This is a genomic window from Actinoplanes subglobosus, assembly GCF_042650585.1.
Classification (GTDB): Bacteria; Actinomycetota; Actinomycetes; order Mycobacteriales; family Micromonosporaceae; genus Actinoplanes; species Actinoplanes subglobosus.
The window spans coordinates 21,882-44,792 of record NZ_JBHSBL010000043.1 but is presented as its reverse complement, the minus strand read 5'-3'; the positions used below and the strand labels follow the sequence as shown (position 1 = coordinate 44,792).

General features: G+C 72.0%; 17 protein-coding genes. 8 read left to right on the top strand and 9 right to left on the bottom strand.

Annotated features, from left to right (window positions below):
• A partial coding sequence (locus ACFO0C_RS48305; protein WP_378073678.1) for a TetR/AcrR family transcriptional regulator occupies positions 1-1,080 on the bottom strand: 1,080 nt, incomplete at its 3' end.
• Between the two features lie 286 nt (positions 1,081-1,366).
• On the opposite strand from ACFO0C_RS48305, the gene ACFO0C_RS48300 reads away from it, so the two are divergent.
• A complete protein-coding gene (locus ACFO0C_RS48300; protein WP_378073673.1) occupies positions 1,367-2,932 on the top strand; it encodes an ATP-binding cassette domain-containing protein in 1,566 nt (521 codons plus the stop codon).
• Here the strand turns inward: ACFO0C_RS48300 and ACFO0C_RS48295 are convergent.
• Positions 2,920-4,530 carry a methyl-accepting chemotaxis protein gene (locus tag ACFO0C_RS48295; RefSeq protein ID WP_378073672.1) on the bottom strand — a complete coding sequence of 537 codons (1,611 nt, stop codon included), beginning with the start codon at positions 4,528-4,530 and terminating at the stop codon, positions 2,920-2,922. The genes ACFO0C_RS48300 and ACFO0C_RS48295 overlap by 13 nt on opposite strands.
• Positions 4,531-4,690: 160 nt before the next feature.
• On the opposite strand from ACFO0C_RS48295, the gene ACFO0C_RS48290 reads away from it, so the two are divergent.
• From ACFO0C_RS48290 to ACFO0C_RS48275, 4 genes are read left to right on the top strand one after another with little or no spacing between them, the layout of a single operon-like run.
• Positions 4,691-5,089 (top strand): PLD nuclease N-terminal domain-containing protein, encoded by a 399-nt coding sequence (locus tag ACFO0C_RS48290; protein ID WP_378073670.1) that lies wholly within the window; start codon positions 4,691-4,693, stop codon positions 5,087-5,089.
• A 47-nt stretch (positions 5,090-5,136) separates the two neighbouring features.
• Positions 5,137-7,806 carry an MMPL family transporter gene (locus tag ACFO0C_RS48285; RefSeq protein WP_378073669.1) on the top strand — a complete coding sequence of 890 codons (2,670 nt, stop codon included), beginning with the start codon at positions 5,137-5,139 and terminating at the stop codon, positions 7,804-7,806.
• Positions 7,803-9,974, top strand: a complete 2,172-nt coding sequence (locus tag ACFO0C_RS48280; RefSeq protein WP_378073668.1) for a YhgE/Pip domain-containing protein — start codon at positions 7,803-7,805, stop codon at positions 9,972-9,974. The genes ACFO0C_RS48285 and ACFO0C_RS48280 overlap by 4 nt, the downstream gene beginning before the upstream one ends.
• Before the next feature lie 12 nt (positions 9,975-9,986).
• A complete protein-coding gene (locus ACFO0C_RS48275; protein ID WP_378073666.1) occupies positions 9,987-10,820 on the top strand; it encodes a hypothetical protein in 834 nt (277 codons plus the stop codon).
• Between the two features lie 65 nt (positions 10,821-10,885).
• On the opposite strand, the gene ACFO0C_RS48270 is transcribed toward ACFO0C_RS48275, so the two are convergent.
• Both ACFO0C_RS48270 and ACFO0C_RS48265 read right to left on the bottom strand, forming a co-directional pair.
• Positions 10,886-14,506 carry a hypothetical protein gene (locus ACFO0C_RS48270; protein ID WP_378073664.1) on the bottom strand — a complete coding sequence of 1,207 codons (3,621 nt, stop codon included), beginning with the start codon at positions 14,504-14,506 and terminating at the stop codon, positions 10,886-10,888.
• Positions 14,507-14,520: 14 nt separating this feature from the next.
• Entirely contained in the window at positions 14,521-15,300 is a 780-nt protein-coding gene (locus tag ACFO0C_RS48265; protein ID WP_378073662.1) for a hypothetical protein, read from the bottom strand.
• A 217-nt stretch (positions 15,301-15,517) separates the two neighbouring features.
• On the opposite strand from ACFO0C_RS48265, the gene ACFO0C_RS48260 reads away from it, so the two are divergent.
• Entirely contained in the window at positions 15,518-16,639 is a 1,122-nt protein-coding gene (locus ACFO0C_RS48260) for a 5-methyltetrahydropteroyltriglutamate--homocysteine S-methyltransferase (RefSeq protein WP_378073661.1), read from the top strand.
• Here ACFO0C_RS48260 and ACFO0C_RS48255 read toward each other — a convergent pair.
• Genes ACFO0C_RS48255 through ACFO0C_RS48245 form a run of 3 tightly spaced genes read right to left on the bottom strand, consistent with a single transcriptional unit; the run spans position 16,598 to position 20,362 of the window.
• On the bottom strand, positions 16,598-18,232 hold the full coding sequence (locus ACFO0C_RS48255; RefSeq protein WP_378073660.1) for a hybrid sensor histidine kinase/response regulator: 1,635 nt from the start codon (positions 18,230-18,232) through the stop codon (positions 16,598-16,600). The two genes, ACFO0C_RS48260 and ACFO0C_RS48255, sit on opposite strands and share 42 nt — an antisense overlap.
• Before the next feature lie 29 nt (positions 18,233-18,261).
• The gene (locus ACFO0C_RS48250; protein WP_378073658.1) at positions 18,262-19,449 is read right to left on the bottom strand and encodes an aminotransferase class I/II-fold pyridoxal phosphate-dependent enzyme; all 1,188 of its coding nucleotides are present in this window, start codon (positions 19,447-19,449) and stop codon (positions 18,262-18,264) included.
• A complete protein-coding gene (locus tag ACFO0C_RS48245) occupies positions 19,382-20,362 on the bottom strand; it encodes a DMT family transporter (protein WP_378073656.1) in 981 nt (326 codons plus the stop codon). Before ACFO0C_RS48245 ends, ACFO0C_RS48250 begins: the two co-directional genes overlap by 68 nt.
• Positions 20,363-20,453: 91 nt before the next feature.
• Between ACFO0C_RS48245 and ACFO0C_RS48240 the strand changes: the two genes are divergently transcribed.
• On the top strand, positions 20,454-20,909 hold the full coding sequence (locus ACFO0C_RS48240) for an Lrp/AsnC family transcriptional regulator (RefSeq protein WP_378073677.1): 456 nt from the start codon (positions 20,454-20,456) through the stop codon (positions 20,907-20,909).
• On the opposite strand, the gene ACFO0C_RS48235 is transcribed toward ACFO0C_RS48240, so the two are convergent.
• Positions 20,906-21,139: a hypothetical protein gene (locus tag ACFO0C_RS48235; protein WP_378073655.1), complete on the bottom strand. Its 234-nt coding sequence runs from the start codon at positions 21,137-21,139 to the stop codon at positions 20,906-20,908. The genes ACFO0C_RS48240 and ACFO0C_RS48235 overlap by 4 nt on opposite strands.
• Positions 21,140-21,210: 71 nt before the next feature.
• On the opposite strand from ACFO0C_RS48235, the gene ACFO0C_RS48230 reads away from it, so the two are divergent.
• On the top strand, positions 21,211-22,149 hold the full coding sequence (locus ACFO0C_RS48230; RefSeq protein ID WP_378073653.1) for a MerR family transcriptional regulator: 939 nt from the start codon (positions 21,211-21,213) through the stop codon (positions 22,147-22,149).
• Here ACFO0C_RS48230 and ACFO0C_RS48225 read toward each other — a convergent pair.
• The gene (locus tag ACFO0C_RS48225; RefSeq protein ID WP_378073652.1) at positions 22,121-22,762 is read right to left on the bottom strand and encodes a SnoaL-like polyketide cyclase; all 642 of its coding nucleotides are present in this window, start codon (positions 22,760-22,762) and stop codon (positions 22,121-22,123) included. The genes ACFO0C_RS48230 and ACFO0C_RS48225 overlap by 29 nt on opposite strands.
• Positions 22,763-22,911 lie beyond the last annotated feature (149 nt).

Here is a 22,911-nt window from a genome sequence, read left to right as displayed (position 1 = left end):
GCCTGGCGGTGGGATCGCGGTGGGGGCGGCTGTGGTGGAGGGGGAGGTGGGGGCGGTGGCGGGGGATGCGGCAGGCGGGGGGAAGGAACCGTCGGAGGTGGCCGGGCCGGGGGACGTGTCAGCGGCGGGGCCCGCGGAGGAACCGGTGGCAGCGGAGGAACCGGCTGAGGCGGCGATGGCGGCGGCCAGGGCTGGGCCGTCGTCGAGGTCTATGTGGAGTGGCCGGGCCACGCCCGGGGGGAAGGCCCGCCGCAAGCAGGCGGCCATGGTGGTCACGCGCAGCCGGACCAGGGCACCCGTCTCCGCCGGATCGCCGGCGACCACGGCGACCGTGATGTGGTCGGTGGGGAGGGCGGCGCGGACGACCTCCTCGGTGGCGCTCAACCGGGCGGTGCCGAGGATGACCAGCAGGCCGTCGTCGACGACGCCGTCGGCCGGATCCCACGGGTCGTCGCACCGCTCGGCGGGGCGGATGAACGGGAGGTGGGGCGGATCCCACTCGTCGGCCAGGTGGATGCGGGCAAGGTGGCCGCACGCCCTGGTGATGTCGAACAGGTCGCCGAAACCGGGGGCCGTGCCGGCCAGCTCGTCGGCGCCGTGCAGCAGCGTGAGGATCAGCTCGGCCAGGCGGACCCGGCGCACCGCCATCGGCGGGCACGACTCCAGGCCGAGGGCCAGCAGCAGCGCCTCCAGCCGGGTGATCTCGGCCAGGGCGGCCCGGCCGGGCTCGTCGTCGAAGACACCGGTGACCGATCGTGATCGCAGACGGCCGCCGGCCGCGGTGTCGCCGGCCAGGGGGAGACGCTCCAGCCAGGCGCGGGCGAAACCCTCGGCGGCGGTGGCGACCGGGATGATCTCGGGCAGCTCGGCGGGCGGTAGCGCGGCGTGCGGCGGGGCGTAGCCGAGCAGGACCGCCAGGTAGAGCGCCCGCTTGCCGGCGAAGTTGGAGTAGACGGCGCCGCGGGTGAGGTCGGCGCGGGCCGCGATCCGGTCGATCTTGGCGTCGGCATAGCCGAACTCGGCGAACTCCTCGACCGCCGCGTCGAGCACGGCGGCCCTCGTGCGGGCCTGCTGCTGCACCCTCGTCAACCGGACCATTGCACCCTCGCCAACCGCACCATGCCCGCCAAGATACCTCCACCATCGGGATGATGAGAACATCCGAAAATGGAGTGGCAGGCGCGGACGGGCCTCGGCTAGCCTCGGCGGCATGCATGAGGGAATCGCGTTCATGAGGCTACGCAGCGGCCGCTGACGGCGGCGCTACCTGCATTTTCGTGCACCAAGCCCGTCGTCTCGGCGTCCTGCCGGGCCGGCCGGATCAGGCTGCCCCGGCTCACTCTCGAGCTGCGGAGCACACCTCACCATGTCCTTTGCGCATCTTCGTGCCGACGGCATCACCGTTCGTCTCGGCGCCCGCCTCGTCCTCGATCAGGTCTCCGTCACCGTCTCGGCCGGCACCCGGCTGGCCGTCGTCGGGGAGAACGGTCGCGGCAAGACCACCCTTCTGCACGTCCTCGCCGGTCTGATCACCCCGGATTCCGGTGCCGTGCAACGCGCCGGCACGGTCGGGCTGGCCGCCCAGGCGCTGTACGCCCGGCCGGGTGACACCGTCGGCACGCTCACGTCGGAGGCGCTGCGGGAGTCCCGTACCGCGCTGGAGGATTTCGAGAAGGCGGCGGGTGACCTGGCGGCCGGCCGGCCCGGCGCGGACGACCGTTATGCGGGGGCCCTGGAGGCCGCCGGCCGACTCGACGCGTGGGACGCCGAGCGACGTGTCGACATCGCGCTGGAGGCTCTCGACGCGTGCCCCGAGCGGGCCCGTGAGCTGCGGACCCTGTCGGTCGGGCAGCGGTACCGGGTGCGGCTCGCGTGCCTGCTCGGCGCTCATCACGACCTGCTGTTGCTGGACGAGCCGACCAACCATCTGGACGCGGCGGGACTGTCGTTCCTGACCGCCCGGCTGCGGGCCCATCCGGGCGGGATCGCCCTGGTCAGCCACGACCGGCAACTGCTGCGGGACGTGGCTCGCGAGTTCACCGACCTGGACCCGAGTCGGGACGGGCGGGCCCGGACCTACGCGGGCGGGTACGACGAGTGGCAGCGCGGCCGCCGCCGTGACCGTGAACGATGGTCGCAGGAGTTCGACGAGCAGCAGGCCGAGCATCGCCGGCTGGCCGAGGCGGTCGATCGTGCCCGGTCCCGGCTGAGCACCGGCTGGCGCCCGGACAAGGGCGTCAACAAGCACAGACGACAGTCGCACACCCCCGGTGTGGTGCAGGCGCTGAACCGGGAGAGGGAGGCTCTGGAAGCACATCGGATCACCGTTCCGGCGCCGCCGGCGGTGCTGCGATGGCCGGAACTGGACACTCGCAAGGGTGTGCCGCTGCTGCGTGCCGACGGGGTGCGGATGCCGGGCCGCCTGGACCGGCCGGTCACTCTCAGCATCGACGGCGGCGATCGGCTGCTGGTCACCGGGGCGAACGGCGCCGGCAAGTCGACCCTGCTGGCGTTGCTGGCAGGCCGGTTGCGGGCGCCGATCGGATCGGTCCATCGCTCCCCGGGCACCGGGGTCGCCCTGGTCGCCCAGGAGGTCCCGGACTGGCCGGAGGACACCACGGCACACCGGCTGCTGGCCGGCGGGGGCACGATGGGCCTGCTCGACGCCGAGGCGCTGCGCACGCCGGTGCGGCTGCTCTCGCAGGGTCAGCAGCGGCGTCTCGACCTGGCCCTGCGGCTGGCCGGTGCCCCGGACCTGCTGATCTTCGACGAGCCGACGAACCACCTGTCGTCCACTCTGGTCGACGAGCTGACCGAGGCACTGCTGACCACGCCGGCCGCGGTCGTGGTCGCCACCCACGACCGCCGGCTCCTCGCCGACCTGGCCACCTGGCCCCGTCTGCACCTGGCCGAGGCGTCTCAGACCCGGTAGCTGCTCACCGCGCTGCCGAGCCGTTGTGCCATCCCGGCGAGCTCGGCAGCGGTGGTACGGGCCTCGTCCGCACTCTGTGTGGTCTGGTTGGCGGTGGCCGCCACGTTGGTGATGTCGGACGCGATGTGCCCGGAGCCGGTGGCGGCCTCGGCGACGTTGCGGCCCATCTCGCCGGTGGTGGCGGTCTGCTCCTCGACGGCCGCGGCGATCGTGGTGGCGTAGTCGTTGATCTGCGCGATGACGTCTCCGATGTCACCGATCGCGGAGACCGCGGCATCGGTGTCGGACTGGATGGCGGCGATCCGCCTGCTGATGTCCTCGGTGGCCCGTGCCGTCTCCTGGGCCAGGTCTTTGACCTCGCTCGCGACCACGGCGAACCCCTTGCCGGACTCTCCGGCCCGGGCCGCCTCGATGGTGGCGTTGAGGGCCAGCAGGTTGGTCTGCTCGGCGATGCTCGTGATCGCGTTGATCACCTCGGTGATCTCGGCGCTGGCCTGACCGAGTTTGGCCATCGTGTCGCTGGTTCGCTGGGCGGCCGTGGTGGCCGATCCGGCGACCTGGGCGGAGGCCCCGGCGCTGGTGGCGATCTCCCGGATGGACGCGCTCATCTCCTCGGTGCCGGCGGCGACGGTCTGCACGTTCGAGGAGATCACCTCGGCCGCGGCGGAGACCGATCCGGCCTGTTCGGCGGTGGTCTGCGCGGACCGGGTGAGTTCTTCGGCGATGCCGGACAGCCGGGCCGAGGTGGTGGCCAGGGCGTCGGCGTCGTCGCGGACCTGCCGCACGGTGGTGGCGACGGTGGCGGCGGTGTGGTTGAGGGCGGCGGCGAGTTCGCCGATCTCGTCGTCGCCGCCGACGCTGGTCCGCGCGGTGAGGTCGCCCTCGTCGATGCGGCGCAGCACTTCGACGCAGTGGGCGAGCGGCTGGGTGAGCCCGCGGGCGAACAGCACCGCGACGGCCGCGCCGATCATCAGGACGATCACGATCGAGATGATGATGATGGTCCGGCCGCTGCTGTAGGCGTCGTTGGCGCCCTCGTGGGAGCCACGCGCCTCGGCGACGGCGGCGTCCGAGAGTCTGGTCAGGTTGTCGCGCATCCCGGCCACGAGCGGCTGGATGTCGTTCTGGCGGATGGTGCGGACCTCATCGAGCCGGCCGCTCTCGGCGAGCGGGAACAACCGGTCCGTCACCACGGTGAGGTAGGTGTCCCATCCGTCGGTGAAGGCTTTGAGGTTCTGCCGTTCGACGTCGGTGCCGGCGAGTTCCCGGTATCCGGCGAGAACCGAGGTGACGGTGTCGGCCTCGCCGGAGAACTCCTTCTGTTCGGTGGCCCGGGTCGCGTCGTCACCGGCCAGCAGGTATTCCAGGGCGTTGATCCGGGCCCGGTTGAACGCCGAGCGCACGTCGGCGATGGCCTGCGCCTTCAGCGTCTGCGCGTACTCTCCCTCGGCGGCGTCCGAGAGCGTGCTCATCTGGCGCAGGGCGAACAGCCCCACCGCCCCGCCGAGTGCTGCCACCACCAGCACGACCACGAGGATCTTGGTGCTGATGCGTACGTTTCCTGCCAGGCGGGCCGCCGATGGTACGGGCTCGCTCATGACGTCGTCCCCCTCGTCTGGAATCTGCCCCGAAAGGAATCATCGCCACCCGTCCCGGCTCGCCGGGCCGATTGCCGGAAAAGGGCCCCGGGGACATGCCGGGCCGGGTAGACGGCGGAGGGGACCACGCCGGGGCCGAAGCTCTGTCATCATCTCCGGCGTGATTCGCCTCTACTCGTTGTTTGCGCTGATCGATCTCGTGTTGATCATCGCCGCGCTGATTTCCTGCCTGTCCGCCGAGGAGTACGAGATCTGGGCCCTGCCGCGGATCGTCTGGGTCGTCCTCATCCTGCTCTTCTCGCCGATCGGCCCGATCGCGTGGTTCGTCGCCGGGCGCCCGGCGCGTCCGATCCGGCTCAGCAACGGCACGGTCTGGAAGCCCGGCAGTGGCTTCCCGGAGAACGAGCGTCCCCGCCCGATGGCCCCCGACGACGACCCCGAGTTCCTCAGGCGGGTCGCCGAGCGCGGCAAGCGGGAGGACGAGGACCTGATGAAGAAGTGGGAGGCCGACCTCCGGCGACGCGAGGAGGAACTCCGGAAGCGTGACGGAGGTCAATAGCCCTCTAATTGCACACCGGTGAGCAACTAGATAACCTGCACGAGACTGTGCAGGTTATCGCTCACCGGAGGTCGGCCCTGTCCACGACCCTGTATCGCGTCGCCGCGGCCGTGGTCCGGCACCGCGCCCGGACCATCACGCTCTGGCTCCTCGCGATCCTCGCCCTGGCCGGCGCCGGCAACCTGATGTCGGCCGGCGCCGACGACGAGTTCACCATCCCGGGTTCGCCGTCGCAGACCGCCCTGGACACCCTCTCCCGGGTCTTTCCGCAGGTCAGCGGTGCGTCCGCGAAGATCGTCCTGACCCTCCCGGACGGCGGTGACGTGCGGGACCAAGCGGTCCGTGACGCCGTCGCCCGGGCCGCCGACCGCGCCGAGGGCGTCGAGCACGTCGTCGCCGTCGTCTCGCCCTACGACGAGCGCATCAAGGGCGCGGTCTCCGGCGACGGGACCGCCGCGGTCATCACCGTCCAGCTCGACGTCTCGGTCACCGAGGTGCAGCCGGTCACCCGCGAGCGTCTCGCCACGGTCGCCGACGGACTCCGGCAGGACATCGGGCCGGCCGCGCGGGTCCTGGCCGGCGGCGACGCCTTCGCCGACCGGGTCCCGAAACTCAGCCCCACCGAAGGGCTCGGCCTGCTCGTCGCGCTCATGGTCCTGCTGATCACCTTCGGCTCGATGATCGCTGCCGGGATCCCGCTGCTCACCGCCGTCCTCGGCGTCGGCCTGTCCGCGTCACTGCTCTACGGGGTCACCGCGGTCGCCGGCGTGCCGTCCACTGCCGTCATGCTCGCCGTGATGCTCGGCCTCGCGGTGGGCATCGACTACGCGCTGTTCATCCTCTCCCGGCACCGGGACCAGCTCCGCGACGGCCTCGACACCGACGAGTCGATCGCCCGGGCCACCGCGACGGCCGGTTCCGCGGTCGTCTTCGCCGGTCTCACCGTCATCATCGCCCTGCTCGGGCTGGCGGTCGCCGGCATCCCGTTCCTCACCACGATGGGCCTGGCCGCCGCCCTCGCGGTGGTCATCGCCGTGCTCATCGCGGTCACCTTCATCCCGGCGTTGCTGGCCGTGGCCGGCGAGCGTCTGCGCCCCCGGGCACCACGGCGGCGCAAGATCAGGATCAAGACCCCTTGGACAGCTTGGGTACGCCTGGCGACCCGCCGCCCGATCATCACGATCCTCGTGATCGTTCTCGGACTGGGAGCGGCCACCCTGCCGGCCACCGAGCTCCGTCTCGCCCTGCCCGACAACGGCAGTGAAGCCCACGGCAGCCCGGCCCGCGTCACCTACGACACCATCACCGAGCACTTCGGACCCGGCTTCAACGGCCCGCTGCTCGTCACCGCCGACATCATCTCCAGCCGCGATCCGGTCGGCGACATGAACCGGCTCGGCGCCGAGATCGCCGGACTGCCCGGCGTCGCCCTGGTCGCCCTGGCCACCCCGGACCCGAAGGGCCAGGTCGGCATCGTCCAGGTCATCCCGGACAGCGCCCCCGACTCGGAGGCCACCACCGACCTCGTCCACCGGCTGCGCGACCTCGCGGACCACTTCCGCGACACCTACGGCGCGGACACCGCGGTCACCGGGATCACCGCGGTCGGCATCGACGTCTCGGCCCGGCTCGGCGGTGCCCTTGTCCCGTTCGGCCTGCTCGTCGTCGGCCTGTCCCTGGTGCTGCTGACCATGGTGTTCCGGTCGATCGCGGTCCCGGTCAAGGCGACCGCCGGCTACCTGCTGTCGGTCGGCGCGGCCTTCGGTGCCACGGCGCTCGTCTTCCAGCGCGGCTGGCTCACCGACGTCCTGCACGTGTCGCACACCGGCAGCGTCATCAGCTTCCTGCCGATCATCCTGATGGGTGTCCTCTTCGGTCTCGCCATGGACTACGAGCTGTTCCTCGTCTCCCGGATCCGCGAGGAGTACGTCCACACCGGCGACGCCGACCACGCCGTCGACGCCGGGTTCCGGGCGTCCGCCCCGGTCGTGGTCGCCGCCGCGCTCATCATGTTCGCCGTCTTCGCGGCGTTCGTGCCGGAGGGCAGCACCACCATCAAGCCGATCGCGTTCGCTCTGGCCGTCGGTGTGTTCGTGGACGCCTTCCTGGTCCGGATGACGCTGGTCCCGGCGGTGCTGCGGCTGCTCGGCGACCGAGCCTGGTGGCTGCCGTCCCGCCTGGACCGGGCACTGCCCTCCCTCGACGTCGAGGGCGAGGGCCTCACCCGGGAACTGGCGCTGGCCGACTGGCCCGAACCCGGTGCCACCGACGCGGTCGCGATCGCCGGGTTCACGCCGGAGCCGCTGCGGGCCGGGCCGGGCGAGGTCGTCGAGGTCGTGGGGGAGCCGTCGGCGACCCGGGACCTGCTCTACGCGGTCGGCGGGCGGATCACCGGCCTTCCCGGAGCCGCGAAGACGCTCGGGCTCGTGTTGCCACAGCGCGCTCCGGCCGTACGCGCGAAGGTGATGTTGATCCGATGCCCCGCCCTCGCCGAACCGGCCCGGCAGACCGTCGCCGCCGCCGGCCTCGCGCCGCCGTTGTTGCTGGTCGAAGGGCTCGACCGGATCGCCGGACAGGCGGACCGGGACGCCGCGCAGCGGGCGCTGTGGGCCGCCGCCCGCGAGGGGACCACGGTGATCGTCACCGCCCGTGACCACGACCCGCGCCTCGGCGCCACCCGCACCGTCGACCTGAACCCCACCGAGGTGTACGCATGACCAGGCTCCGCCGTGTCGGCATCCTTCTCGTGCCGGTGCTCATCACCGGCGCCCTGATCGGCGCCTTCGATCGTCCCGCCGAGCGGCTCGGCACCGTGACCGCCGCCGTCGTCAACGACGACGAACCGGTCCAGCGCGACGGGCAGACCATCCCGCTCGGCCGTGAGCTGGCCGGACGTCTCGTCAACCACACCGGCGACAACTACACGTGGGTGCTCACCGACGCCGACGACGCCGCCGAGGGTCTGCGGACCGGCGGCTACGCCGTCGCCGTCACCATCCCGTCGAACTTCTCCGCGGCGGCCGTCTCCACCGGAGGCGACACCGCGTCCGCGGCGGAACAGGCGCGCGTCGACGTGACCGCCTCCCGCACCGTCGCCGGCGTCGACCCGATCATCACCCGCACCCTCACCGACGCGGCCGTCACCACCCTCAACCGGACCGTCGTCGAGACCTACCTGGACAACGTCTACCTCGGCTTCAACCGCATGCACGACCAGCTCGGCGAAGCCGCCGACGGCGCCGGGAAACTCGCCGACGGCAGCGACCGGCTCGTCGTCGGCCTCGACCGGCTCGCCGACGGCAGCGCCGACCTGGCCACCGGTCTCGCCCGCCTGGACAGCGGCAGCCGGGACCTCGCCGCCGGTCTCGACCGCCTCGACGCCGGCGCGGGAGATCTCGCCGGTGGCGCCCGGAAACTGAAGTCCGGCGCGGCCGCCCTCACCGCCGGCACCGGCGCACTGGCCGACGGCACCGGGCAACTCGCCACCGGCGCCGGGAAACTCTCCACCGGCCTCGGCACCCTCGCCGACAGCACCACCGCCCTGCCCGGACAGACCCGCGCCCTGGCCGACGGGGCACGCCAGGTCGCCGACGGCAACGCCGAACTCGCCGGCACCGTCGTCCCGATCGCCGACCGGGCCGTCGACGGCATCGACGCGCTGCCCGACCTGACCGCCGAGGCCGCCCGCATCCGGCAGCTCGCCGAACAATGCGAAACCCCCGCCGACCTGTGTGACCAGCTCCAGGCCCTCGCCGGCCGGATCGTCGACCGCGCCGGCGAGGCCGAGAACGCCAAGGACGACGTCCGCGGCCGGGTCGTCGAGGTCCGCGACGGCATCACCGCCCTCGCCGACGGCTCCGAGAAGGTCGCCGACGGAACCGCTCAGCTCGCCCAGCAGACCCCGCGCCTGGTCACCGCCATCGGCCAGGCCGACGCCGCGGCCGGGAAGCTCGCCTCCGGCGCACAGCAGGCCGCCGCCGGTGCCGCCTCCGTCGACCGCGGTGCCCGCCGGCTCGCCACCGGCAGCGGGACGCTGGCCGAGGGCGCCGGACGTCTCGCCACCGGAACGGGCGACGCCGCCGACGGTGCCGGGCAGCTCGCGGCCGGCGCCGGTGACGCCGCCACCGGCGCCGAGCGGCTCACCGGAGGGGCGACGAAAGCCGGCGACGCCGGGCAGCAGCTCGCCGACGGTTCCGGGAGACTCGCCACCGCCCTCGGTGACGGCCGCGACCAGGTCCCCACCTACAGCGACACCGACCGCGACCACCTCAAGACCGTCGCGGCCACCCCGGTCGCCGGGGTGACCGGCGACGACGCCGGCATCGGCGACCTGATCGCCGGCGCGGTCATCGCCATCGCCCTCTGGATCGGCGCGATGCTGATCTTCCAGGTCACCCCGGCCGCCGCCCGCGACCCGCTCGCCTGGCACGGCAGCACCTGGCGGCTCGCCGTCCTCAACGCCCGGCTCCCGCTGCTGCTCGCCGTCACCCAGGCGGTCCTGGTCACCGCCGTCGCCGGAGCGATCCTGCGGCCGGGCGCCGTCGAACTCGCCGCCCTGCTACTCGTCGACGTCCTCGTGTCGATCACGTTCCTGCTGGTCAACCAGGCGATCGCGGTCGCCTTCGGCAACGGTGGCCGGATCCTCGCGATCATCGTCCCGGTCATCACGCTGGCCGCCGCCGTGATGTCCGGCGTCCCCGCCTGGGTGACCACGATGGACGGAATCCTGCCCGGCCACGGCCCGGTCCTGGCGATCCGCGCGATCACCGCCGACGCCGGTCTCGGCCCGTCCGGGGTGGCCGGCACCCTCGCCTGGCTGGCCGTCGGAGCGACCGGATACCTCCTGGCCACCGCCCGGGGGAGGACCCTGCGGGCGGGGTTCTGATAAACACGATGGATGGACGCATCCGTACTCGGAGTGCACGGCATCTGGAACCTGGAGAGCGACCTCGCGCCCGAGGAGGCCGCCGGCGCCCGTGAGACCGACTGGCACGCGGCGCTGGCGGCCGGCTACACCGACGCCGGCCTCGGCGGGCCGGCACCGCAGATCGCGGCCGTCTACTACGCGCACCTGCTGGCCACGCACAGCCAGGGCGACGACAGCCTCGACCACCTGACCGAGAAGGAGCGGGAGTGGGCGTGGGCCTGGATGACCCAGCTCGGCGTGCCGCAGGAGGCTCACCAGGGCTACGGCACGTGGCCGATCCGGCAGGGCCTCGACTGGCTGGCCGGTAAACCCCGCTTCCCGGGACGGGCCACGGTGGCCCGGATCATGTCGGCGTTCCTCCGGGAGGTGTTCGTCTACACCACCCGTCCGGCGGTCCGGGCCCGCGTCCGGCAGACCGTGATCGACGCCGTCGAGAAACACCGGCCGACGGTCCTGGTCGCGCACTCATTGGGCACCGTCGTCACCTATGAGGCCCTGCACGCCCGGCCCGACCTGGAGGTTCCGCTGCTGGTCACGCTCGGGTCGCCGCTGGCCATGCCGGAGATCGTCTTCGAGACCCTCGACCCGGAGCCGGTCGGCGGCCGCGGAGCCCGCCCACCCGGCGTGGGCCGCTGGGTGAACATCGCCGACCCCGGCGACATCATCGCCGTGCCCAAGGAGCTGGGCGGGCGGTTCGACGTGGACCTGCACAGCGGCACGCACATCGGGGTGCTGCAGTTCCACACGATGGCCGCGTACCTCAGGTCGGGGCTGACGGCGGCGGCGATCGCACCCTACGCCTGATCGTCCTACGGCTGATCGTCGTTCGCCTGATCGTCCTACGGCTGATCGTCGTTCGCCTGATCGTCCTACGGCTGATCGTCGTTCGCCTGATCGTCATTCGGCGCCAGCAGGACGACCCGGCCGCCGGCCCGCACCAGCAGCCGGCGGCCGTCCCGCACGACCACCTCGTCGACGGTGGCGCCGACCTCGATCCGGTCCAGCAGACGGTCCGCCTCCGGGTCGCTGATCCACACCGCGCTTCCGCGCGCCTCGACACCCAGCCCGGTCGCGGTCCGCGGAGACGTCACGGCTGCCAGGCCTTCGGCAGAGGTGGTACGGCCATCGCGTACATCGGTGATCAGAAGCCGGCCGGCCGTCTCACCGATCAGCAGGAGCCGGCCGCCCAGGTGCGTCATCGTCATCGCCGACACCGGGCCGGCCGGTCCACGGTAGAGGGTGCGCCGGGCCGCCCAGTCGACGACGGCCACGGTGCCGGTCGTGTCCGCGGACGCGGTGAGGTCGCCGGGGCCGGCGGTGATCGCGGTGACCGCGGCGGAGTGGACGGCGGCCCGGGTGTGGATCGTGCCGGTCACGGCGTCGAACCGGGTCACCGTGCCGTCGGCCAGACCGATGGTGATCCGGCCGTCGTCGCAGGTCATACACGTGACCGGCTGTTTCCGGCGCGGGGCGGCGGCGGGTGCCGGCCACACCCGGACCTCGGAGCCGCGCGCCGCGACGAACAGTTCGTCGTCGAAGAGCAGGCAGGCCAGCTCGTCGACCTGATCCATGGTGCCGACGACACGTTCGGTGGCGGGCAGGTCCTTGCGCAGGTTGCGTCTGAGCACCCGGATCGAGCGGCCGTCGGTGTAGACGATGTGCAGCCACGGCCCGGCGGCGACGGCGGCGCAGGCGGTCACCGGCAGTTCGGTCGGCTGCCATCCCGCGACCAGACGTTCGCCTCCGGAGTAGCGGTACAGGAGGAGACCACCCGGAGAGGGCCACAGCTGATGGAAGCCCGACTCGGTGCCAGCCATGGCGGACGGGGGCCGCGTGTAGTCCGGTCGGTGACGTAACGGGATGTGCTTTCCGGAACGGATGAGCAGTCCGTAGCCGTCGTCCAGGGGTCCGTCGACGGGCAGGATCCCGTCGAACGACGCGGAGATCGCCGGCGCGTGCCCGGGCGGCAGCTGCCGTGACCAGACCGGCCGGCGATCCGCCCCGCCCCACACCGACAGTTCGCCCGCGGCGGTGAGCACCGTCAGGTACGGCCGGCCGGACAGTTTGACCAGACGGAATTCGATGGCCGGTCCGGATTTGATCAGCCCGGGATCGGACGGTGCCGGTGATCCGCCGACCACCCACTCCGGGCGCCACCGCAACCGGCCGTCGCCGGGTGGGTTCGCCAGCCGTCGCGCGGCCGCACGATCGCCCTGCTCCGACGCGTGCACCGCCAGGGCGTACCGCAGGCTCGTCGTCGACGGACCGGCGGCCTCCCGCAGCCGCCGGTGCTCGGCCGCGTCGATCCACGTCGCGCCCTCCGCCGTGCCGGCGTGGACCAGGAACTCGACGTCGTCGTCGAGCAGATCGGACCGCCCGGCCTCGGCACAGTGCGCGGCGGCGTGCCGGCGCAGGTACGGCTCGGCGAGATCCCACCGGCGCCCGGACCCGTCCATGCTCTCCAACGGTGCGAGCAGCGCTGCCGCGAGGACGGCCGGATCGTCGCCGCCGCGCCGCAGATAGTCGGCGAGACCCTGATGGAACAGCCGGTAGAGGGTGGTCCCGTCGACGTCGGTGGTGGCACGCAGATAGAACCGGACGGTGTTCAGCGCCTCGGCGATCAGGTTGCGCTGCGGCCCGTCGACGGCGGTGATCCCGTCCGGCCGGAACGCCGCGGCGGCGTCCTGGATCAGCTCGGCCGGCATGCCCTCGCCGTGGGCGTAGGCGATGACCGTCAGCACCGACCGCAGCCACGGGTTGGTGCGCTGCCGCAGATCCAGCTCCAGCAGGTCCGGCAGGGTTCGCGGTGCCGACTCCCCGAGCGCGGCCGCGGCCTGGAAGTCCCGGACCGGTTCGAGTGCCGTGGCCACGTGATAGGTGTAGAGGCCGGCGACCAGGAACTCACCCCAGTGCGTGGACCCGCCGTCGCGGGTGGCCGACACCAGGGCGTCGGCGAGATGCGCGGCGAAGGCGCCCCGTGCCGCCGCGAAGTCGCGATGGTCGTAGGGGCGGTGGTGCCGCAGCAGGCTGACGACGTAGTTCTCGAGGTCCACCAGCAGCCGGTCGCGGTCCACCCGGTCCAGGTCGAGCAGGCCGCCGCTCTCCTCGGCGAGCCGTCGCAACTCGTCGAAGACCGGCCACGGCCGCATCCCGACCAGCAGCCGGCACAGCGGCTCGCCGTCCGGCCGCTCCTCCCGCGCCATCGGCAGCAGCAGATGTTCCAGCACCTGCTCGTACCGGTGTGCCTCGTCCAGGGCGTCGACCACCACGAACGGCGGCTTCTCCAGCGCGGCGACGGCGGTCAGGAAACCCGGCACCGTCCACTCGTCCCGGTCGGGCAGCCCGAGCTGGGTGGCCAGCGATGCCACGATCTGCGTGATGGTCCGCCGGCGGGCGTGCACCGCGACCAGCCGCCGGTTCACGAACGGCGTCCAGGCCACGTCCTTCCACAGCCGCTGGGTCGGCTTGTGCAGGTCCGGGTGGGCGGCGCAGACCACCACCCCGACCAGCGCCGACTTGCCGACCCCGGGGCTGCCGGTGACCACCCGCAGCCGCGGTCCGTGGCCGTTGCACCAGTCGGTCAGTTCCCTGAGCTGCTCGTTGCGGCCGCTGAAACAGCCGGGGCCGTCGGCCGGCGCCCCGGAGGCGACCCGGCCGCCGGCCCGGTTCATGAAGTGCACCGGGTCGAGGGCCTCGTCCACGTCGGCGAGGAACGGTTCCACGGTCTGCGGCACGTCCACCCGGACCCGCCGTCCGGCGGTCGCCGTGAACGACCGGTTCGGGAAGAACGGCAGGTCCGGGTCGTCGGCCGACACGTCCCGCAGGGTGCCGACGACCTCCTGCGACATGGCGTCGTCCCGGTCCACCAGGCGTTTCACCTCACGGCGGATCGCCGCGGCGACCATCGTGAACCGCAGATGCGCGTGGGCCGCGTCGACGTGCGCGCCGCCGCTGCCGAACCCGTGCAGCACGTTGGCGACGGCCTCCGAGAAGCGGCCGTTGAAGGCCAGGTCCTCCGGCGCGCAGGCGGCCAGCACCCAGCACCTCTCGTTGCCGGTGCGCAGCTGCCACGGCTGCCGGGTGGCGGCGCCGGCGTGACAGACGTCCAGCAGGAGCAGCACCTGTGGTCCGTCGGAGTGGCCGAGCTGACGTACGAAATGATCGATCTGGCCGGTCTCGTGGAAGAGACCGTCGCCGCCGTAGAGGTAGAGGGCGCCGTCGGCCATCAGCCGGCCGTGGGTGACGATGTGGATGATCAGTACGTCGTCGGTGCCGAGCCCGTCGGAGGCCTCGCGGACGGCGCGGGCCAGCTCGGCTCCGGTCAGCTTCTCCGGGTCGGCGTTCACGGTGACGTCGTAGCCGAAGGTCCGCAGCGCCTCGCCGACCGCCGCCACCCGGTCCGGCGCGAACGGCAGCGGCTGCCGGACCGGTCTCGCCCCGGAGCCGAAGGCCGGGACGCCGACACACAGCGCCCGCCGGATCCGTCTCACCTGCGCGCCCATCGTCATTCGCGGGGCAGTTCGTTGAGCACTTTCGTCCGCTGCTGCGTCCGCAGGACCCCGGCGACGGCCCGCACATAGGCGATCACCGCGTTGGGCGCGAAGCCCTCCCGCACCATGCTGAACCGGGCGCTGGGCGGACTGCCGGCCCGCGCACCGTGGGCCCAGTCGAGGAAGAGATTCACCTGGGCGCGGGCGAAGCCGGGTTGGGTGACCGGAAAGTCCGGAGGGCTGGCCGGAATACGGAACGGCCCCGGAGTCTGCTCCGTCGCCCAGCCCTGGCGGATCGCCGTCGTGCCCGGGCCGACCTGCTTCCGTGTCTCCTCGATCGTGTTCCGGGCCTCGGCCAGGTCCCGTTCGGCCAGTTCAGCGCGCTGGATGGCCTGGTCGGCGCGTTCGGTGGCGGTCACCGCGGCGTGTGCCGCCGCCCGGGCCCGTCTCTCGGCCCGGTCGGCCCGGTACTCCGCGTCGTCAGCGTTGCGCTGGGCCCGGTCCAGGTCGGCCTCGGCGGCGGCCAGGGCGGCCAGCAGCGTGGCGTGCTCGGCCCGGACCCGTTCGCTCTCCCGTGCCTCCCAGGCGGCCTCGCCCTCGGCGTCCGTCCGCTGCTGCACCGCGTCGACGGCGGCCCACAGCTCCTCGGCCGCCTCCATCAGGCGCAGGCGCAGCGCCGCCTTCTCGAACTCGTCTCTCGCGTGGTCGTCCCGCAGCCGATCGATCCGCCGGGCCAGGGCCTGTTCCCGGCGGCTTCGCCATCCCGTTCCGGTCGTGCCGGCCTCCACCACCATGCCCGAGCAGCCATCCTTCCCCGGGTGCGGCCTCGCCCGCACGGCCGACGATTCTCCTATGTGACCATCCACTCACGCCATATCGCTACTCTTCCGTGTCAGCCATCCGACGAATTCATCTCCGGGCCCCGTGCCGGAGCGGCGCGGCATCGATAGTCATTGATCATTTTGCGGCGTAGGTTGGCAGGCGGAACCCCCACTGAAGGAGGCCACGCCAATGACGCTCCGTGACAAACCTCCGTTCCGAGCCGACCACGTGGGCAGCCTGCTGCGGCCACCACGCCTGCTCCGGGCCCGGCAGCAGCGCGCCCTCGGGGAGATCAGCGAGCAGCAGCTGCGGTTCGTCGAGGACGACGCCATCCGGGAGGTGGTCCGGATGCAGCGGGACGTGGGGCTGCGCTCGGCCACCGACGGCGAGTTCCGGCGTACCTCCTGGCACATGGACTTCATCTACCGGCTCGGCGGGATCCGGCCGACCGACGAGAAGATCCAGGTGCACTTCCGCAACGAGAGCGGCGAGCTCGACTTCGAGTCGGCGGCGCTGGCCGTGGACGGGCCGATCACTCTGGACGAGACGATCTTCGGGGACGACTTCGCGTTCCTGAACGCCGAGACCGGTGACGGCGTCACGGCGAAACTGACGATCCCGTCGCCGAGCATGGTCCACTACCGGGGTGGCCGGGCCGCCATCGATCCGGCGATCTACCCGGACCAGGAGCGGTTCTGGGCCGACCTCAGCGCCGCCTACGCCGACCAGGTGCGCCGGGTCGCCGCGCTCGGCTGCCGCTACCTGCAGCTCGACGACACGAGCCTGGCCTACCTCAACGATCCGGCGCAGCGGCGGCTGCTCACCGACCGCGGTGACGACGCCGAGCACCAGCATCTGCGTTACATCCGGCAGATCAACGCGGCGATCGCGGACCGTCCGGCGGGGCTGAACGTCACCACCCACATGTGCCGCGGCAACTTCCGGTCGTCGTGGGCGGCCGAGGGCGGCTACGACTTCGTGGCCGAGGCGCTCTTCAGTGAGCTGGCCGTCGACGGTTTCTTCCTGGAGTACGACGACGACCGCTCCGGCGGTTTCGCCCCGCTCCGCTTCGTCCCGCCCGGCAAGACGGTCGTGCTCGGCCTGGTCACCACGAAACGGGGTGCCCTGGAGTCCAAGGACGACCTGAAACGCCGCATCGACGAGGCCGCCCGCCACGTCCCGCTGGAGCAGCTGTGCCTGTCGCCGCAGTGCGGGTTCTCGTCGACGGTCGAGGGCAACGTCCTCACCTACGACGAGCAGGTCGCCAAGCTACGCCTGATCGCCGAGACCGCCGACGAGGTGTGGGGCTAGCGCCTCGCCGACCGTGGCGAGCAGTTCCACGGCGGTGAACGGTTTCTGGACGATCGGTGTGGTCGGCGGTATGTCGTAGCGGCGCCGCAGCTCGGCGTCGCTGTAACCGGACATGAACAACACCCGCAGGTCCGGCCGGCGTTCCCGCAACTGGGCGGCGACGGCCGGCCCGGAACGGCCGGGCAGCACCACGTCGGTGATCAGCAGGGCGACGTCGGCCAGGTCGGCACCGGCCACGGCGTCCTCGCTGATCGCCGACGTGCGGTAACCGTTCTCCCGGAGGATGCGGACGACCAGGTCGCGTACGTAGTCCTCGTCCTCGATGACCAGTACCCGCTGCCCGTCGCCGGCCGGGCAGACCCGCTCCGGCCCGCGCTCGCCGGAGGGCTCCCGGTCGGCGGCGTGCGGCAGCAGGATCCGGAAGGTGGTGCCGATGCCCAGCGTCGAGTCGACACCGATGTGACCGCCGGCGTCGCCGACGATCCCGTAGACGGTGGACAGTCCCAGCCCGGTGCCGCGGTCGGACGGCTTGGTGGTGAAGAACGGCTCGAAGAGCCGATCACGGACCTCCGCGGTCATCCCGGTCCCCGTGTCACTCACCGTCAGCCGGGCATAACGACCGGGCGGCAGCGGTACGTCCGCCGCGTCCCGGATCTCCGTGACGTCGGTCTCGACCACCACGACACCACCGTCGGGCATCGCGTCGCGGGCGTTGATGACCAGGTTCAGCAGGATCTGATCGAGCCGCCCCCGGTTGGCGTGCACCGGCACCGGGAAGGTGCAGGGCCGGCACACGAGCCGGATGTCGGCGCCGATCGTCCTGGTCAGCAGCTCGCCGGAGCCGGTCACCACCTGGTTGAGGTCGACCACCTCGACCTCGGTGGGTTCCCGTTTCGCGAACAGCAGCAGCTGCCCCGTCAGCGAGCGGGCCCGGTCGGCGGCGTCCCGGATCCGGGACAGGTCACCGGCCGCCTCGCCGGTGACCGCGTCGGCCAGGAAGTCCGCGTAGTTCAGGATGATCGCGAGCAGGTTGTTGAAGTCGTGGGCGACCCCACCGGCGAGCTGGCCGAGGCTCTCCAGCCGGGCAGCCCGTACCGACCGCTCCATGGCCTGTTTCTCGGCGGCCTCGAACCGGAGTTTCTCAGTGATGTCGCGTTCGGTGGCGGCCGCCGCGACCACGGCGCCGTGCTCGTTGCGGATCGGCGAGACGGTCACCGACACCAGCAGCGTGCTGCCGTCCCGGCGGATCCGGCGGCTCTGCTCCAGGTGGATGTGACCGCCGGCGGCCAGCACGTCGAGGGCCCGGTCCAGCGCCGGTCCGGCATCCGGAGGCAGTATTCCGCGGAACGACGTGCCCAGCACCTCGTGGGCCGCCCAGCCGTAGATGCGTTCGGCGCCGCTGTTCCAGACGGTCAGCGTGCCGTCGAGCTTGCAGGCGATGATGGCGTCGGCGGACTGGTCGGCGACGGCGGCCAGCATCTCCCGCTCCTGGGTGTAGCCGCCGTGTCCGCGCAGGTAGCGGCCGGTGAGCCAGCCCAGCAGACCGGCGCCGGCCGCGGTGGCGACGGCCAGGGCGCCGCCTCGCGGGAGCATGACCGTGGACCACCCTTCCCGTGCACCGATTACCGGGTACGGTAGTCCGCTCCGACCGGCATTTTGCGGCTTTGTCTGGTAACTGCCCTGATGGCGGAGGCGACCACCTCGATTCGGGTGGACGGGATCCCGGCCAGGTTGATGCGGCCGCTCGGCAGGCCGTACACCCCGTGCTCGGACCGCAACCGCAGCATCGCCGCGGCGTCCAGCGGCAGGGTGAGGAACATGCCGCGCTGCTCGCCGAGACCGGCGAAGCCGGTGCGGCCGGCCAGGGCGTCCCGCAGTGTGCCGAGCCGGCGGCGCATCCCCTCCAGTTCGTCGCGCCAGCACACGGTCAGCTCCGGATCGGTGAGGATCTCCTCGACGATCGCCGCACCGTGCGCCGGCGGCTGCGAGTAGCCCACCCGCGCGATCGTCTCCAGCAGTGAGCGCGCCTGCCGCCGCCGGCCCGCGTCGGTGCTGAGCACGAGCGCGCATCCGGTCCGCTCGCTGTACAGCCCCCACGCCTTCGACGCGCTCACCGCGACGACCGCGTCCGGCACGACCCGCAGCAGCCGCCGCATCCCGGCCAGGTCCTCGTCCAGGCCGTCGCCGAGTCCGAAATAGGCCTGGTCGACGAAGGGCACCACACCCCGGCGGGCGAGGGTCGCGGCCAGTTCGTCCCAGAGCGGCGCGGACATGCTCAACCCCGTCGGGTTGTGGCAGCACCCCTGGAGGAGCAGCACGTCACCGGGGTGCGCGGCGTCCACGGCGGCCAGCATCGCCGCGCCGTCGGCGCTCACCGGATGGGTCTTCGTGCGCAGGCCGGCGGCGGCCAGGATGGCCGGATGGTTCACGTAGGCGGGCGTGCCCACGTGCACCGTCCGATCCGGGCCGGTCGCCGCCAGCAGCTCGGCGAGCAGCCGTAATGCGCCGGTCCCGGCGACCGTCTGCACCCCGTCGGCGCGCGCCGACAATGCCGGGTCGGCCAGCAGCAGCGTGGTCATCTCGTCCAGGAAGCGGGTGTTGCCGGTCGGGCCGACATACGCCTTTGACCGGGAACGATCAGCTAGCCGAAGCTCGGCCGCACGGACCGCGGCCATCACCGGCGCGGTACCGGAATCGTCGCGGTAGACACCGACGAGCAGGTCCAGCCGGTCCGGGCGGACGTCAGCGGCGCAGTCCGCCGTCAGCTGCCACAGCGGGTCGATCGTCGGGCGCGGGGTCGTCAGCAGCATGCGGTGCGGTTCCTTCGGTGTTCGGTGCGGTCTGCGGCTCGGACTTCGGTGCGGTCGTCAGCAGCGACTTCGGTTCGGTCTTCAGCACGTTGAACGTGATCACGCTCGCGACGACGAGAGCGAGGGCGGGCAGGCCGGTCAGGGGCTCGCCGAGCAGCGGTACGGCGGCCAGCGCGGTCAGGACCGGGCTCAGCGCGCCCAGCGTCGCGGCGGTGCGGCTGCCCAGGCGCCTGATCGCGATCGGGTAGCAGACGGCGGCCAGGACACCGACGCCCAGCCCCTGCACGATCAGGTAGAGCGCCACGTCGGCCGGGCGCGCCGTCGGCAACGTCGACGAAGCGGTGCCGGTCGTGATGAGCAGGGCGGTGAGCAGGGAAGACGGCAGGCAGAGCACGATGACCGTACCCAATGGATCAAGAAGGGTGACCCGCAGCGACAGGGTGTAGACCGCCCAGATCAGCCCCGCCAGAAGCAGCACGAGGGTGCCGGAGCCGGGCGGCTCGCCGCCCGCGACGGCGACGCCCGCGACGATCCCGCCGAGTGCGGCCAGTTGCGGCAGCCTGATCCGCCAACCCCAGAGGGTGTACGCCAGAAGCGTCACGAAAACCGGCACCGTCCCCGGGATGACCAACCCGACGAGGGCCGCGCTGGTCAGCCGCCCACCGGCCGCCGCCACCAGGAAGTAGGGCAGCCCCGCCCCCACGCACAACCCGGCCAGGACGACCGGCTGTTCGTCGCGGAGCCGCCGCAGCGTCCGCGGGATCCACGGCGCCAGCACCAGCAGCGGAACCGTGAACCGGATCAGCGCCGCATCCGCCGTGGTCAGCGTGGACGCCCCGATGCCGCGGACACTCAACGCGAACCCCGCCCACACGACGACGGTCACCGCCATCGCGGCCAGCCCTCTCTTCACTCGTGGAAGGCTAGGCTTTCGCGGGGCGCAGCCGATTGCCAATTCGTGCTCGCAGGCCCCTCCTTTTGGCAGAATCTGCTACGTGAAAGCCATGGACGAGATCGACCACCGGATCCTGCTGGAGTTGCAGCGTGACGGCCGCCTCAGCAACCAGGACCTCGCCGACCGGGTCGGCCTGTCCCCGTCACCCTGCCTGCGCCGCGTCCGGATCCTGGAGGAGGCCGGGGTGATCGCCGGTTACCGGGCGGTCGTCGACCAGGAGGCGGTCGGGTTGCCGATCACCGCGTTCGTCCGCATCACCCTGGAGACCCACGGTCAGGACGTGGTCGAACGCGTCGAATCCGAGATCCGCGGCGTCCCGGAGATCGTCGAGGCCTACCTCCTGGCCGGCGACCAGGACTACCTCCTGAAGGTCGCCATCGACTCGTTCGCCTCCTACGAGACGTTCGTCCGCACCCGGTTGCGCACGATCCCGGCGCTGGCCTCCATCCAGACCACTTTCGCCTTCGGCCTCACCAAGCCCACCGCCCCACTCCCACTGGTCTAGTCCATCGGAGTGGAGTCGCCTCCGAGGCCGCCGCCCCGCAGAGAGCCGCGCCGGTTCCGCTCGTTCTCGCGGTTGATCTTTCCGGAGGCCTGCCTGGCCCGCCGCAGCAGTTCGTCGCGGTCCGGGGAGTGGTTCGCCCTGCTGCGCCGGACCAGGACCGTCGCGGCGATGACGATGACGATGATGAGGACGAGGACGGTTCCGCCGATGAGGAGGAGGATGCCGGTCATTCTTCGGACGGTAGAGAGGTCGGTCAACGGGCTTGACCCGGACCCATGGGTGCGGGTTTAGCGTCGTCGCCGTGCGAGTGGGTGAACTGATGGCGGCGACCGGCGCGACGGTGCGGGCTCTGCGCTACTACGAGGCGGCCGGACTGGTCGTGCCGGGGCGGGAGCCGAACGGCTATCGGGTGTACGAGCCGGTGGCCGTGCGGCAGGTCGAGCGGATCCGGGCACTGACCGGGCTGGGGCTGAGCGTCGAGCAGACGCGCCCGTTCGTGGAGTGCCTGGCCGGAGGCGGTGACGAGGCCGACGAGTGTCCGGCCGCGCTGGCCGGGTATCGGCGGGCGATCGTGGACCTGGACGAGCGGATCGCCCGGCTGACCGAGCAGCGGGACGGCCTGCGCGCGAGCCTGGTCAAGGCGACCGCCCGGATGGCGACGCACCGGGGCATCGGCCGGGAATCGTTGCGCCGGACTGATCCGGCGACACTGCGGGGCGAGCCGATGCCCGGATCGGTGCTGGCCGCGACCGACGGGCGGCGGCCCCGCCTGGACCGGCTCGGTGACGGCCGCACGATCGTCTTCGTCTACCCGATGACGGGGCGGCCGGACGGTGACATGCCGGACGGGTGGGACACGATCCCCGGCGCCCGCGGCTGCACGGCCGAGGCCTGCGACTTCCGTGACCGGCTGGGCGAACTTCGGGAGGCGGGAGTGGCCCGTGTGTTCGGCCTGTCCGCACAGTCCCGTGCCTACCAGCGGGAGGTCGTGCACCGGTTGCGGCTGCCGTACGCCATGCTCGCCGATCCTCGTCTGACCGTGGCCGACGCGCTCGGCCTGCCCACCTTCGAGGCCGGCGGGATGACCCTCTACCAGCGGTTGACGCTGGTCGTGGCGGGCGGGCTGATCGAGCACGTGTTCCACCCGATCGGCGAGCCGGCCCGCCACGTCACCCAGGTGCTGGAGTGGCTGGCGGGCCGGACCGGGAACGTCAGTGCGCGACCGGGCAGCCGCGGGTGAGGGTGCCGAGGAACGCGTTCGGGTCGTAGTAGTGCTCGACCTCGAGGAGTTTCAGGTCGTCGTCGACCTTGGCGACGCTCATGCCGAACATCTCGATGGTCTTACCGGTCGGCTGGTGGCCGTGGTACTCGCCTTCGAAGGCGCCCCAGTGCCGCCACTTGAACGCGATCACCGGCGGCGGGCTGAGGACCTGGAGGACCTCCCAGTAGAACCCGTTGGGGAACGCGCCGTGGAAGATGTCGTGCTGGCTGTCGAACGACTCCTTGCCGACCCGGTAGAACGGGCTGTCACCGATGAGCACGTTGTAGCTGCCCTGGTCGGCGATGTCCTGCGCGGACGCCCAGCCACCGCCGTTGATGTTGGTGCGGAACTTCTCGGAGACCATCGAGACCCAGGTCGCGGGGTCCTTCTTGTGCGAGACCTCCATCTCGAAGACTTGCACGATCGACTCGACGATCGCCTCCAGCGAACCGGGCGCGTGCTCGGTGGTGCGCTGGCCGGGCATCACGATGTGTGACAGGTGGTAGTCGGGCGTGCCGTGCCGGAATTCCGACGGATCCGCGGCCTCGATGACGGCCGACCGGCCCTGCAGCCACAACGGAGTCTCAGACAAGACGAACTGTCCTTCCGGATGAGGGGAAGGGGGTATCTGTTTGTTGCGCTCTGATTACCCCCCGTAGTGCCAAAGGCGGTGATCACCATATCCACGATGGACGGTGTGGGGAAGGGCGGAAAAGTTAACAACTGAATTCGCGCCGTATA